Raw genomic sequence first — 12,766 nt, 5'->3', positions numbered from 1 at the left:
AGCCCTCCTGGTCCGTCCTCTACCCCGGCGCAGAGTTTACATGAATGAACGAGTCGTGCGAAGGCGAATTCCTGGGTATAGGTCCGGGGGCCTATACTCTCCCTAAAAAAGTCAGCAAATCCTGTGAGTTAAGTCAAATAGCGCCGCACCCGCCGGCCGGACGCGACGCGACTTGCTTTTTGTTCCATGCATGTCGTTGTCCCAAAACCGCTACGCACTTTTGGGCGACATGCATTTAGCCGGCGCGGCGCATGCGCGCGGCGAAGAAACCGTCCAGCCCCGAGCGCTCCGGGGCGCCGAGGTCGAGATCGGCGGGCGTGGTGCGCAGCGTGCCTTGCGCCGTCAGGAACGAATCGATGCCGGCGATCTCGCCTTGCCGCAGCGGATCATCGACGACCACTGGCGTTTCCTTCAGAAACGCCAGATACAGGTCTTCGCCTTCGAGCGGGTCGAGCGAACAATTGGAAAAGACGATCCGGCCACCGGGCCTGACCAGCGTGACGGCGCGGGCGAGCAACCGCCTTTGCAGGTCGGCGAGCTTTTCGACATCGGCCGCCGTCTTGGTCCATGGCACGTCGGGATGCCGGCGCACCGTGCCGGTCGACGAGCACGGCGCGTCGAGCAGCACGGCGTCGAACAGCTCCGTGGGCTCATATTTGAGCAAGTCGGCCTGGACGATTTCGGCCGAGAGGCCGAGGCGGTCGAGATTCTGCGCCAGCCGCCCAAGCCGGTTTTTCGAGGTGTCGACGGCGGTGACCCGGGCGCCGGCCAGGACCAGCTGCGCGGTCTTGCCGCCGGGCGCGGCGCAGAGGTCGGCGACGCGCAATCCGCCGACATCGCCGAAAAGCCGCGCCGGCAGGCTGGCCGCGGCATCCTGGACCCACCAGGCACCTTCGGCGAAGCCGGGCAGGTCGGTGACGGCACCGGCAAGATTTTGCACGCGCACCGTGCCGGTCGGCAGCACGATGCCGCCGAGTTTTTCGGCCCAGAGTTCGGGATCGGCCTTGACCGAGAAGTCGACCGGCGCCTCGTACCGGTGCGCGGCGAGAATGAGCTTCGCTTTATTGGCGCCATAGGCAGCCTTCAGCCGGTCGGAAAACCATTTTGGCGCTTCATCGGTCGCGGCAAGAGCGGCGGGCAGTTCGGTTTCCTTGGCACGCGCGAGCGTGCGCAGCACGCCGTTGACGAGGCCGGAAAAGCGTTGCGTGCGCGGATCGGACTTGGCGTGGGTGACCGCAAGGTCGACAGCGGCGCTGTCGGGAATGTCGAGGAACAGGATCTGCGCGGCCGCCACATGCAGCATATGCGACAAAGCGGTGGCGTTGGGCGGCAGCGGCTTTTCCAGGCGCCGCGCCAGCAGGCCCGTAATGGTCATGCGGAAGCGCAGCGCGGTGACCAGGATTGCCCGCACCAGGCCACGATCGCGCAAATCGAGCGCCTTGTATTGCGGATGGCCGTTTTCGTGGTCGGTCAGTCCGTCGAGCGGAGTCCTGGCATCGATGACAGCGGCAAGCAGCCGCGCCGCCGCCTTGCGGGCGGCGAGACCGGCGACGAATTCGCCGCCGTCTCTATGATCCTGATTGCCTGAGCCTGCGCGTCGAGATCCCGCCACGCTCACGACCATCGGCCTTTGGGTCCGGTCGGATTGCGCCCCCATGGGTTGGCCTTAGGCCTTTCCGGTGCCGCCGGCTGTTCCGCTTGAGGGGCCTGGCCCCACGGGCCGGACGGCTGTTGTTCCCCGGCCTGCCGAGGCGCTGGCGTCGGGCGCGGGGCGGCCTGGTTGCCGCCCGCCATCTGCCGTGCCATCTTCTGCAATGCGGTGATGCGGTTTTCAGTGCTCGGGTGGGTGGAGAACAGATTGTCCATGCGCTCGCCGTGCAGGGGATTGATGATGAAGAGATGCGCCATCGCCGGATTGCGCTCCGCATCGGGGTTGGGAATGCGTTCGGCGCCGCGGGCGATCTTGTCAAGCGCCGATGCCAGCCACAGCGGGTGTCCACAGATTTCGGCACCGCGCCGGTCGGCCTCGTATTCGCGGGTGCGGCTGACCGCCATCTGCACGATCATCGCGGCAAAGGGCGCCACGATCATCGCCGCCAGCACGCCGACAAAACCGAACGGGTTGTTGTTGTCGCGGTTGCCGCCGAGGAAGAAGGCGAAATTGCCGAGCATCGAGATGGCGCCGGCAAAGGTGGCGACGATGGTCATGGTCAGCGTGTCGCGGTGCTGGACGTGGGCGAGTTCGTGCGCCATCACGGCCGCGACCTCTTCATGGGTCAGCCGCTGCAGCAGCCCGGTGGAGGCGGCGACCGCCGCGTTCTGCGGGTTGCGGCCGGTGGCGAAGGCGTTGGGCTGCGGGTTGTCGATCAGATAGGTCCTGGGCATCGGCAGCCCGGCCTGCTTGGCCAGCCCCTGGACGATGGCGTAATATTCCGGCGCGTTCTTCTCATCGACCTCGACGGCGCGGTTCATCGACAGCACCATCTTGTCGGCGTTCCAGTAGCTGAACAGATTGGTGCCGGCGGCGATCAGCAGGGCGATCATCATGCCGCCCGAACCGCCGATCAGGAAGCCGACGCCCATGAACAGCGCCGTCATCGCGGCCAGAAGCATGGCGGTGCGAAGGGTGTTCATCGTCTGCTCCTGTCCAGAAAGCGGTGAAAGGGGGTCGATCGTCGTGGGTTCATGGCTATATGATGGGAAACACCTGCCCCCATTTCAATCTGCCGGGACTATCGCATGACCGACCAGACCAGCAAAACGCCAGCCGGCCCGAACGACGATGCGCCGCCAAGAGACCTGTCGCCCGCCGCACAGCGGGCGCTGGCCGAGGCCGAGGCGCGGCGTACGGATTATCGCAGCAAGGAAGCCGCGCTGCCGAAGGAAGTCGGCGGCCGTGGCGGCAAGGAACCCGGCCGCTATGGTGACTGGGAAGTCAAAGGGCTGACCAGCGATTTTTAGGGATTGGTCTCAAGCGGCGTTGCGCTGCGCCTCAAGCGCCAGCCAACCGCGCTCGTCGATGGTGATGCCGACATTGTCATAGCCCAGGATCGCGGCATGCAGTGTCGGCAGCGGGTGCGAATGCGTGGCGCTGATCACCATGACCGCGGCTTGCGCGGCCTCGGCCGCCGCGATGCCGGCCGGAGCATCCTCGAACACCAGGCAGTCGCGCGCATCGAAGCCGAGCCGTTGCGCGCCAAGCCGGAAACAGTCGGGGGCCGGCTTGCCACGCGAAACGTCTTCAGCCGCAACGATGACCGCGGGGACAGGAATGCCGGCAGCCTCCATGCGCGCAAGCGCCAGGGAGCGTGGCGCCGAGGTGACGATCGCCCAGCTTTCGCCCGGCAGCGCCTTGAGAAACGCCACGGCGCCGGCGATCGGGACAATGCCGTCGAGATCGGCGGCCTCGGCCTTCAGCAGCAGGTCGGCCTCATGCGCCGGGTCGACGCCTGGAAGGGCAAGGTTGGTGATGGTCTCGATCGCCCGCACGCCGTGGATCGTCGGCAGGAAGGCGGCGACGTCGAGGCCATGGCGGCGCGCCCAATCGCTCCACACCCGCTCCGCCGAGGCGATGGAATTGATGAGCGTGCCATCCATGTCGAAAAGGAAGGCCGCGAATTTTCTGCCAGCAAACATGATTTTCCTTGAAGTCGGGGGAGCGTGTCGAGGGAGGGCTGCCCAACCGTAACGTCAAGGCGCGGGCATGGAAAGGCACGAGGGCCTATTTTGCGGCGGTCCAGGGAACCACAGCCATCTCGCGACGTTGGAACGGCATTGCTTTCCATGACGATCGAAGGGGACCTGTGATGCTGATCCGGCTCGGCTACGAAATCGCCATTGAGTGCGCAGAGGCCACGCCGGTGATTTCGCTGCTCGAGATCCACAAGGACAGGCAAGCCGACATCAAGCGGCAGACGCGGGTGCTGACCTCGCCTTCGGTGCCGACCAAGCTCTACCATGACCTGCATGGCAATGGCTGCCGCCGCTTCACCGCACCAGCCGGCGCCTTTCGCATCCTCTATGACGCAGTGATCGAAGACAGTGGCGAGACGGACGAGGTCAACACGCTGGCCCGGGAAGTGCCGGTGGCCGAATTACCCGACGATGTGCTCGTCTATCTCCTGGGCAGCCGCTATTGCGAGACCGATCACCTCAGTAGTCTCGCCTGGCAGCTGTTTGGCCATCTTCCCTCCGGCTGGGCACGGGTGCAGGCGATCGTCGACTATGTCCACAACCGGCTGTCGTTCGGCTATGGCTATGCGCGTTCGACCCGCACGGCGGCGCAGGCGCATGAGGAGCGGGTCGGCGTCTGCCGCGACTTCGCCCATCTGGCGATCACGCTCTGCCGCTGCATGAACATTCCGGCGCGCTATGTGAACGGCTATCTCGGCGATATCGGCGTGCCGATCGATCCGGCGCCGATGGATTTCTCGGCGTGGATGGAAGTGTTCGTCGACGGCAAATGGTACACGTTCGATCCACGCCACAACCGGCCTAGGACCGGTCGTGTCGTCATCGCGCGCGGCCGCGACGCCACCGACGTGCCTTTGCTGCACAGTTTTGGTCCACACCGGCTCAGCCTGTTCAAGGTGTGGACCTATGAGCAGGAAGGCAATCTGTTCAATCCGCCCCATCACGGTATCGACAGGACGGCCAGCGCACAGATGCTGGCCTAAGGTATGTTGATATTCAGGTGATGCCGGCTCGCAAATGGCCTGACCTGAATCTCAACACATTTTGATTCCGTTCGCGCCCCAACTTACTCGGCTATCTCGGTACAGTTGGCCCGTTGCGGCACAGAAGGCATGTGCCGCATCAGGACGGTGCGAAGCAGTCCGCGATAGCCTCGATTCAAGCATGGTAAGCAGTCCGTAAACGCGGCTGATGCCGCGACTTTTTGTTTACCAGTCATTCACCTTCGACACAGCCGAAGTCCAACAAAAACAAAAGGTTGAAGGTTAGGGGCTCGGTTCCGGCGCCTGACGAGCGGCTTCCGGCTGGAATCCTGCATTGCCCTCATTGCGGCGACGAGGCCGAGGCAAGCGGAGGCTGTTGGATGCGAAATTACGGGGGTCTTGTTCACGCGGTCGGCGGGTTCGCCAGACACAGCGGTGGAAATTTCGCGATCCTGTTCAGCTTTGCTGCCTCGGTCCTGGCGCTGGCCGCAGGCTTCTCGGTCGACATCTCGCAGCTCTACAACGCCAAATCGAGCCTGCAAGGGGTGATCGACGCCGCGGTGACATCGACGGCCCGCGACCTGACGACCGGGGTCATCAAGGAGGCCGACGCCAACAAGGCGGTGCAGAACTTTCTCGTGGCCAACAGCACGGCGGGCATTCTGCAGCCCGACCAAATAGTGCTCGACAAGCTTATCGTCGACAGGACCGCCAACACGGTGCAGGCGGACGCCCATGTCGATGTCGCCCTGTTCTTCCCAGTTTTCGGCATGGGCAATACGAAACGCGTCACCGCGTCGACGACATCGCTTTATTCGGACAAGACCATCGAAGTGGCGATGATGCTCGATGTGACAGGATCGATGGCCGCCAACTGGTGGGCAAAGACCGACAAGATCGGCGACCTGCAGGCCGCCGCTTCAACCGCCGTAGAAAATCTGCTGGACAACAACATCGACCCGAACAATCCGCGCGTGCGCGTGGCCATTGTTCCCTATGCCGAAGCGGTGAATACGGGCGGCCTCGCCGACAGCGTTTTCGTCGAGCAGGCAGGGGGCTCGAATCTGCCACCACCAGTGCCATCAGCGGGTGCACCGATCCCGGTTGGCTCATCCGTGACCCTGCGGCCCGACAAATGCGCCACCGAGCGCAAGGACAAGGATGGCTATGCCGATTACTCGTCCGACGGGCCGTCCGAGTTGCGCAGGAACAACCAGAACCAGGAGTATCTCGCCAAGGTCAACCGCGATGATCGCATGGGTACCTGCCCGACGCCGGAGCTCATTCCGCTGACAGCCGACAAACAGAAATTGCTCGACACGATTGCTGATTTCAAGGCGGCGGGCGTGACCGCCGGCGGCATCGCCGTGCAATGGGGCTATTACATGCTCTCGCCGTCCTGGCGCTCGACCATTGTCAACGCCCGGCTGGGCACCGGTCCCGCCAATTTCGACAACAGAAAGGTCGGCAAGGTCGCGATCCTGATGACGGACGGCCAGTTCAACACGGCGTTCGCCGGCGGGCGAAGCGCACCCAGATCGCAGAATGCCGGTCAGATGTCGCGAAGCAATGCCGAAAGCATTTGCGACAACATGAAGCGCGACGGCATCGAGATCTTCACCATAGGTTTCGATCTCGACGATCCGTCGATGACATCGACCGAGCGGGATCAGGCAAAGAGCGTGCTCCAGGGCTGCTCGACAGCGGACACGTCCACCCTGAAACATTATTACGAGGCGGCTACGGGTCCCGAACTGAACGAAGCGTTCAATGCCATCGTGCAGAACATCGAGCGGCTGACGATCGCCAAGTGAACCGCCGTGGCCTCCGGCGACATTGGCCCAACGGAAAAGGCCGCCGCTTCTTTCGAAGCCGGCGGCCTTCCGTGTTTCCGTCCATGGCGCGGCCTGTGGCGGCAACCCCTTCGGGCTACCTGCCGCGCATCTCGCGCCTTAACGGGAAGACTGCTTCCCGAAAGTGCAATCCGCTGAGGCCACGTTCTGGAAAACGAAATCACTCGACATCGGATCACCTCCTTTCGATTTGTTGAACACATCCTCATGATGGGGTGCGTTGCAGCAAATGACAAGATGCCGGGCTGAAAAAGGCGTCCCGCCGGAGAATGCCGCGCAGTCGGGTCCGCGTGCTTCGGCTTGCGATCCCCGGCCAAAACGGACAACATGGCGTTATCGGTCACGGGAGGGACCATGGACGCCACCGAGAGAGCCGCGCGCATCGTACGAACCGTGATCGGGGCGCTGCAGCCGGGCTTTGCCGTCAGGCTATGGACCGGGGAACGGATCGGCCCCGCCGGCGGTCCTGTGCTTGCCATCAACGACCAGGACATCGTCTGGCAACTAGCCCGTCGGCCGACTTTCTCGACGCTGGTCGAGATGTGGATTTCCAAAACCGTCGATATCGAAGAGGGATCGCTGTTCGATTTCTACGCCCTGCCTTCGCAAGGTAAGTTGAAGACAAAGCTCAGATCGCTGCCGAAGCTGGCGATTCTGCGCGACCTCCCGGCCGTGCTGCTTTCGCGAAAGCAGATGACGGCACGCACCGATCTATCGGGACACAATCCTTATGTCAGCGGTTCGAGCAAGGAGGCGATCCAGCATCACTACGACATTTCGAATGCTTTCTACCGGCTCTTCCTCGACGAACGAATGGTCTACAGCTGCGGCTATTTCAGGGATTTCGCCAACGGCATAGACCAGGCGCAGATCGACAAGCTCGACCACATCTGCCGCAAGCTCCGGCTGAAGCCGGGCGAAAGCCTGCTCGACATCGGCTGCGGCTGGGGGGCGATGCTGATCCACGCGGCGAAGCACTACGGCGTCGTCGGCCGTGGCGTGTCGCTGTCGGAAGCGCAGACGAAGCTGGCGCGCGAACGCATCCGCGCCGAGGGGCTCGAGGACCGCATCACCATCGAGATAAAATCCTACGCCGAGCTTTCCGGCACGTTCGACAAGATATCGTCGATCGGCATGTTCGAGCATCTGGGCCTCGCCAACCATGCGGCCTATTTCTCGACCGTCCACCGTCTGCTGAAGCCCGGCGGCATCTACCTGCACCACGCCATCACGCGGCGCAGCAAGGGCGACCCGAAGAAGACCCTGCGCAAAGGACCGGAATACAGGGCGCTGATCAAATACATCTTCCCGGGCGGCGAGCTCGACACCATCGGCATGACGCTCGGGAATCTCGAGGCGCACGGTTTCCTCGTCGCCGACGTCGAGAATTTGCGCGAGCATTATGCCCGCACCTGCAGGCTGTGGGCCGAGCGCCTGCAGGCCCGCTTCGATGAGGCGATCGCTGAGGTTGGCGAGCCCAAGGCACGGCTCTGGCTGCTTTATCTCACCGGCTGTTCGATCACCTTCGATCGCGGCTCGGCGCAGATTTTCCAGACAGTCGTCACCAAGCGCGCGCGGGGGCCAAGCGGCCTGCCGCCGACACGGGCCGACCTTTATCGGTAGCTACAGAAAACGCATCGCGTCGCCGACCTTGATACCGGCCGGCCGATCCACTGTGCAGTAGACGCCGAGATTGTGCGCGTTGTGGCGGACCAGATTGCGCAGGATGCCGGGATCGTGGTCGAAGCCGTCCTGGGCGATGATGGTGAAGCCGCAGCGGCGGCAAGGCTCCGAAATGGTCACCAGCAGATCGCCGATCGCGAGCTTGCGGCCGATCCATTCCGTTTCGGGGAACGAGCCTTCCACCGCCGCCATGTCGACGACGACGTTGGGGCGGAAGCGGCGCGGATCGGCGGCGCCATCCGGATGCAGCGCCTTCAGGCGCGCCAACGACGCCGTGGTCAAAAGGTGGATAGGCGCCTTGCTGTAGCGGGCGGCGGTTACCGGACCGGCATAGGCCGGCGGCGCATTCTCCCGGCCGAAGGGCCGGATCGAGGCGGCGAAGCCGAGATAGGCCGATATGGCACGGTCGCATTCGGCGCCGGGTGCGCTCACCCAGTCGCCGCCAGGGACGGCGATCTCCAGGTCGCGATCATTGGCCAGCCGGGTGCGAATGCGCGGCACCTTGTGCCATTTCGCCTCGCGGTCGGGCCTCGCGATCTCGTTGTCCGAGACATCGACGAGGCCGAACATGCGGTCGCCCGCCATGCCCGCCGGTCCGACCAGGATGGCGTCCTGGCGCTCGCCGGCGAGTGAACTCGCCGGATAGCGCCAGAGCTGCGCGACAGTGCCGATATCATTCATTCCGCTGGTCTCTCGTTGGCCGGGCTTCCCGCGACCTTCGACCAGTCGTTTTCAGCCTTTCTTGTTCTGCCGGTTGGCGATGAGATCGTCAACGACGGCCGGATCGGCGAGTGTCGAGGTGTCGCCCAGGGTGGCGAAATCGTCCTCGGCTATCTTGCGCAGGATGCGGCGCATGATCTTGCCCGAGCGTGTCTTGGGCAGGCCGGGAGCGAACTGGATCTTGTCGGGCGAAGCGATGGCGCCGATCTCCTTGCGGACGTGGGCGATGAGCTCCTTGCGCAGTTCCTCGGTCGGCCCCACCCCCTTCATCAAGGTGACGTAGCTGTAGATGCCCTGGCCCTTGATGTCGTGCGGATAGCCGACGACGGCGGCCTCGGACACCGTGTCATGGCTGACCAGCGCCGATTCGACTTCCGCCGTACCCATGCGGTGGCCGGAGACGTTGATGACGTCGTCGACACGGCCGGTGATCCAGTAGTAGCCGTCGGCGTCGCGCCTGCAGCCGTCACCAGTGAAATACTTGCCCTTGTAGGTGGAAAAATAGGTCTGCACGAAACGGTCGTGATCGCCATAGACGGTGCGCATCTGGCCCGGCCAGGAATCGGTGATGCAGAGATTGCCGTCGGCCGCTCCTTCCAGCACCTTGCCTTCGCCGTCGACCAGTTGCGGCTTGACGCCGAAGAAGGGCCGCGTCGCCGAGCCGGGCTTGAGGTCGGTGGCGCCCGGCAGCGGCGTGATCAGGATGCCGCCGGTCTCGGTCTGCCACCAGGTGTCGACGATCGGCACCTTGCCGTTGCCGACGACGTTGAAATACCACTCCCAGGCTTCCGGGTTGATCGGCTCGCCGACCGAACCGAGCACGCGCAGCGATTTGCGCGAGGTCTTCTTGACCGGGTCGTTGCCGGCGCCCATCAGCGCGCGCAGCGCGGTCGGGGCGGTGTAGAAGATGTTGACCTTGTGCTTGTCGATGACTTCCCAGAAGCGCGCCTGCGAGGGGTAGTTCGGCACGCCCTCGAACATCAGCGTGGTGGCGCCGTTGGCGAGCGGGCCATAGACGATGTAGCTGTGGCCGGTGACCCAGCCGACATCGGCGGTGCACCAGTAGATTTCGCCGTCATGGTAGTCGAAGACATATTGGTGCGTCATCGAGGCATAGACGAGATAGCCGGCGGTGGTGTGCAGCACGCCCTTCGGCTTGCCGGTCGAGCCTGAGGTGTAAAGGATGAACAGCGGGTCTTCCGCTTTCATCTTCTCGGGCTTGCACTCGGCCTTCACCGTCGCGACCTCGTCGTGATACCAGAGGTCGCGGCCCGGCGCCCAGCCGATCTTGCCGCCGGTGCGGCGCACGACAAGGACGTTCTTCACCATGACGAAGTTCTTGGCGGCGATGTCGATCGCCTTGTCGGTGTTTTCCTTCAGCGGAATCGACTTGCCGCCGCGCAGGCCCTCATCCGATGTGATGACGAAGGTCGATTCGCAGTCGACGATGCGGCCGGCCAGCGCATCGGGCGAGAAGCCGCCGAAGACGATCGAATGGATGGCGCCGATACGCGTGCAGGCCAGCATCGCATAGGCGGCTTCCGGGATCATCGGCATGTAGATGGTGACGCGGTCGCCCTTCTTGACGCCGTGCTTCTTCATCACATTGGCGAGCCGGCAAACGTGCTCGTAGAGCTCGTTGTAGGTAATTTTCTTGTCGTCGTAGGGGTTGTCGCCTTCCCAGATGATGGCGGTCTGGTTGCCACGCTTCTTCAGATGGCGGTCGATGCAATTGTATGAGACATTGGTCAGCCCGTCCTCGAACCATTTGATCGCGACCTTGCCGTCGAAGGAGGTGTTCTTGACCTTGCTGAACGGCTTGAACCAGTCGATGCGCTTGCCGTGCTTGCCCCAGAACTTGTCCGGGTTCTTGATGCTGTCGGCATACCATTTCAGGTAGGTGTCGTTGTCGATCAGCGCGTTCTTCTTCCACGCCGGCTGGACGCGATGGACATGAACCTCGGACATTCCTGACTTTCCTCCCAAACCAATCCGCCGGCTTGAACCGCCGGCTGGATCGCGGCGAAGCGGCCGCGAATTCGGCGGCATTATTACCAGTTCCGGCGTTACGGCAATATTAGACGTTGGATTTGCGTGGCGGGATGCCGCAGGCGCATTGGCGGACGTTGTCAGCACTCAGCTTAGCTCGCTGCTAACTGTATGTTTTCGCGTCGAAAAGCCTGTTTCGATCAGGAAAAATCAATAGACAGTTAAGCAACGGCGCGCACAATCTGACGTTGGGAGGAAAGGAGACTCAACCAAGGGACCGCCAAGGGGGCAGCAATGCGCAACCATGCCGAAATGGACCTGATGCTCAAAGGCTATGGCCTGACCACGGCCAAGATTCTCTATCATTTCCCCGACCATCCCCACCTGCTGCAGAGCTTCATCTGGCAGGACTACGACATCGCTCCGACGTTTCCGGTGCTGATCAAGTTCATCGAATTCTGGAAGGCCAAGCTCGACGGGCCGCTGCACTCGGTTGTCTACACGCACCAGAAGCTGATCGCGCCGAACGAATGGCGCAAGGTGGATGGCGAGTTCGTGCTGCATTAGGGGCTGTAGCGCAGGCATGTCGACCGCTAGTGACTGGCGGAAACGCCCTTCACTTCGTCATCCACGGGCGGAGCAAGGAGCGTAGCGACGCGGCGCAGACCCCTGGAACTGCTCCGCAGCCCAAGGGATCCATGCCGCGACTTCCGAGCGCCGCTGCGGTGCAGAATTCTGCTCCGCTGCAATGGCGGTCCCGGAGCGTAGGACCGAGACTTAATTAAACCGCCGGCGGGTTGAGCCGGGCAAAACCTTCCTGGCGGCGATAGGGGAAATACGGATAGGGCGCTGTCACTTCGCTTGCCGCGTCGAGTTTCTTCACCTGTTCGGGCGTCAAGGCCCAGCCGACGGCGCCGAGGTTCTGGCGCAATTGTTCCTCGTTGCGGGCGCCGATGATGACGGAGGAAACGGTCGGGCGCTGCAACAGCCAGTTGATGGCGATCTGCGGCACGGTCCTCCCGGTTTCCCGCGCCACCGCGTCCAGCGCGTCCATCACCCGGTAGAGATGTTCGTCCTCGACCGGCGGGCCGAAGCTTGCGGTGTCATGCAGCCGGCTCTTTTCCGGCAGCGGCTGGCCGCGGCGGATCTTGCCGGTCAGCCGCCCCCATCCGAGCGGGCTCCACACCAGCGCGCCGACGCCCTGGTCGAGGCCGAGCGGCATCAGTTCCCACTCATAGTCGCGGCCGACCAGCGAATAGTAGACCTGGTGCGCGACGTAACGCGGATAACCGTGCTTGTCGGCCTCCGCCAGCGACTTCATCACCTGCCAGCCGGAGAAGTTGGAGACGCCGACATAGCGCAGCTTGCCGGCGCGCACGAGCTTGTCCAGCGTCGACAGCACTTCCTCGATCGGCGTGCCGGCATCGAAGGCGTGCAGTTGCAACAGGTCGATATAGTCGGTGCCGAGGCGCTTCAGCGCGGCGTCCACGGATTTGATCAGTCGTGAACGGGAAGAGCCGTAGTCGGCCGGCCCATCACCCATCGGCAAGGACGTCTTGGTCGAGATCAGCACGGCATCGCGCCGGCCCTTGATGGCTTCGCCGAGCACCTCTTCCGAGGCGCCGTTCGAATAGACGTCGGCGGTGTCGAACAGATTGACGCCGGATTCCAGGCAGATGTCGACCAGCCGCCGCGCTTCCCTGGCGTCGCTGTTGCCCCAGGCGCCGAACAGCGGACCGGAGCCGCCAAAGGTTCCCGCGCCAAATGAGAGTGCGGGCACTTTCAGGCCCGATGCGCCGAGACGTCGATAGTCCATTTTCTTACTCCTGGTGGTTTGGAAAGGGG

The 12,766-nt window shown here is 63.4% G+C and carries 11 protein-coding genes; 5 read left to right on the top strand and 6 right to left on the bottom strand.

Annotation, left to right across the window (positions count from 1 at the left end; genetic code table 11):
- Positions 1-235: 235 nt before the first annotated feature.
- Together CK226_RS32105 and htpX are read right to left on the bottom strand one after the other, a co-directional pair.
- A complete protein-coding gene (locus CK226_RS32105; RefSeq protein ID WP_179301174.1) occupies positions 236-1,624 on the bottom strand; it encodes an RsmB/NOP family class I SAM-dependent RNA methyltransferase in 1,389 nt (462 codons plus the stop codon).
- Positions 1,615-2,634, bottom strand: a complete 1,020-nt coding sequence (gene htpX, locus CK226_RS32100) for a zinc metalloprotease HtpX (RefSeq protein ID WP_095793994.1) — start codon at positions 2,632-2,634, stop codon at positions 1,615-1,617. The genes CK226_RS32105 and htpX overlap by 10 nt, the downstream gene beginning before the upstream one ends.
- 105 nt (positions 2,635-2,739) lie before the next feature.
- On the opposite strand from htpX, the gene CK226_RS32095 reads away from it, so the two are divergent.
- Positions 2,740-2,961, top strand: coding sequence for a DUF1674 domain-containing protein (locus tag CK226_RS32095; protein ID WP_095775847.1), 222 nt, complete (start codon positions 2,740-2,742; stop codon positions 2,959-2,961).
- Between the two features lie 9 nt (positions 2,962-2,970).
- Here CK226_RS32095 and CK226_RS32090 read toward each other — a convergent pair whose 3' ends face one another.
- Entirely contained in the window at positions 2,971-3,636 is a 666-nt protein-coding gene (locus tag CK226_RS32090) for an HAD-IA family hydrolase (RefSeq protein ID WP_095790278.1), read from the bottom strand.
- A gap of 170 nt (positions 3,637-3,806) precedes the next feature.
- Here CK226_RS32090 and CK226_RS32085 point away from each other — a divergent pair, with 170 nt between their 5' ends.
- From CK226_RS32085 to CK226_RS32075, 3 genes are all read left to right on the top strand, one after another.
- Entirely contained in the window at positions 3,807-4,676 is an 870-nt protein-coding gene (locus CK226_RS32085) for a transglutaminase family protein (RefSeq protein WP_095790277.1), read from the top strand.
- Between the two features lie 380 nt (positions 4,677-5,056).
- The gene (locus CK226_RS32080) at positions 5,057-6,490 is read left to right on the top strand and encodes a pilus assembly protein (RefSeq protein ID WP_095790276.1); all 1,434 of its coding nucleotides are present in this window, start codon (positions 5,057-5,059) and stop codon (positions 6,488-6,490) included.
- Positions 6,491-6,883: 393 nt separating this feature from the next.
- Positions 6,884-8,152, top strand: coding sequence for a cyclopropane-fatty-acyl-phospholipid synthase family protein (locus tag CK226_RS32075; protein ID WP_095775843.1), 1,269 nt, complete (start codon positions 6,884-6,886; stop codon positions 8,150-8,152).
- Here CK226_RS32075 and CK226_RS32070 read toward each other — a convergent pair whose 3' ends face one another.
- Together CK226_RS32070 and acs are read right to left on the bottom strand one after the other, a co-directional pair.
- Complete coding sequence (locus tag CK226_RS32070) at positions 8,153-8,893, bottom strand: MOSC domain-containing protein (protein ID WP_095790275.1); 741 nt, start codon at positions 8,891-8,893, stop codon at positions 8,153-8,155.
- Between the two features lie 51 nt (positions 8,894-8,944).
- Positions 8,945-10,900: an acetate--CoA ligase gene (gene acs / locus CK226_RS32065; RefSeq protein ID WP_095793993.1), complete on the bottom strand. Its 1,956-nt coding sequence runs from the start codon at positions 10,898-10,900 to the stop codon at positions 8,945-8,947.
- Positions 10,901-11,215: 315 nt separating this feature from the next.
- Here acs and CK226_RS32060 point away from each other — a divergent pair, with 315 nt between their 5' ends.
- On the top strand, positions 11,216-11,488 hold the full coding sequence (locus CK226_RS32060; protein WP_095793992.1) for an usg protein: 273 nt from the start codon (positions 11,216-11,218) through the stop codon (positions 11,486-11,488).
- Between the two features lie 214 nt (positions 11,489-11,702).
- Here CK226_RS32060 and CK226_RS32055 read toward each other — a convergent pair whose 3' ends face one another.
- Entirely contained in the window at positions 11,703-12,737 is a 1,035-nt protein-coding gene (locus tag CK226_RS32055) for an aldo/keto reductase (protein WP_095793991.1), read from the bottom strand.
- Positions 12,738-12,766 lie beyond the last annotated feature (29 nt).

It is taken from the genome of Mesorhizobium sp. WSM4311 (assembly GCF_002295115.1).
GTDB lineage: Bacteria > Pseudomonadota > Alphaproteobacteria > Rhizobiales > Rhizobiaceae > Mesorhizobium.
This window is presented reverse-complemented; position numbering and strand designations above follow the sequence as displayed.

What these genes read in the sequence shown, in the direction of transcription:
- CK226_RS32105 (WP_179301174.1), bottom strand. Translation starts at nt 1,624, where the DNA reads ATGGTCGTGAGCGTGGCGGGATCTCGACGCGCAGGCTCAGGCAATCAG.
- htpX (WP_095793994.1), bottom strand. Translation starts at nt 2,634, where the DNA reads ATGAACACCCTTCGCACCGCCATGCTTCTGGCCGCGATGACGGCGCTG.
- CK226_RS32095 (WP_095775847.1), top strand. Translation starts at nt 2,740, where the DNA reads ATGACCGACCAGACCAGCAAAACGCCAGCCGGCCCGAACGACGATGCG.
- CK226_RS32090 (WP_095790278.1), bottom strand. Translation starts at nt 3,636, where the DNA reads ATGTTTGCTGGCAGAAAATTCGCGGCCTTCCTTTTCGACATGGATGGC.
- CK226_RS32085 (WP_095790277.1), top strand. Translation starts at nt 3,807, where the DNA reads ATGCTGATCCGGCTCGGCTACGAAATCGCCATTGAGTGCGCAGAGGCC.
- CK226_RS32080 (WP_095790276.1), top strand. Translation starts at nt 5,057, where the DNA reads ATGCGAAATTACGGGGGTCTTGTTCACGCGGTCGGCGGGTTCGCCAGA.
- CK226_RS32075 (WP_095775843.1), top strand. Translation starts at nt 6,884, where the DNA reads ATGGACGCCACCGAGAGAGCCGCGCGCATCGTACGAACCGTGATCGGG.
- CK226_RS32070 (WP_095790275.1), bottom strand. Translation starts at nt 8,893, where the DNA reads ATGAATGATATCGGCACTGTCGCGCAGCTCTGGCGCTATCCGGCGAGT.
- acs (WP_095793993.1), bottom strand. Translation starts at nt 10,900, where the DNA reads ATGTCCGAGGTTCATGTCCATCGCGTCCAGCCGGCGTGGAAGAAGAAC.
- CK226_RS32060 (WP_095793992.1), top strand. Translation starts at nt 11,216, where the DNA reads ATGCGCAACCATGCCGAAATGGACCTGATGCTCAAAGGCTATGGCCTG.
- CK226_RS32055 (WP_095793991.1), bottom strand. Translation starts at nt 12,737, where the DNA reads ATGGACTATCGACGTCTCGGCGCATCGGGCCTGAAAGTGCCCGCACTC.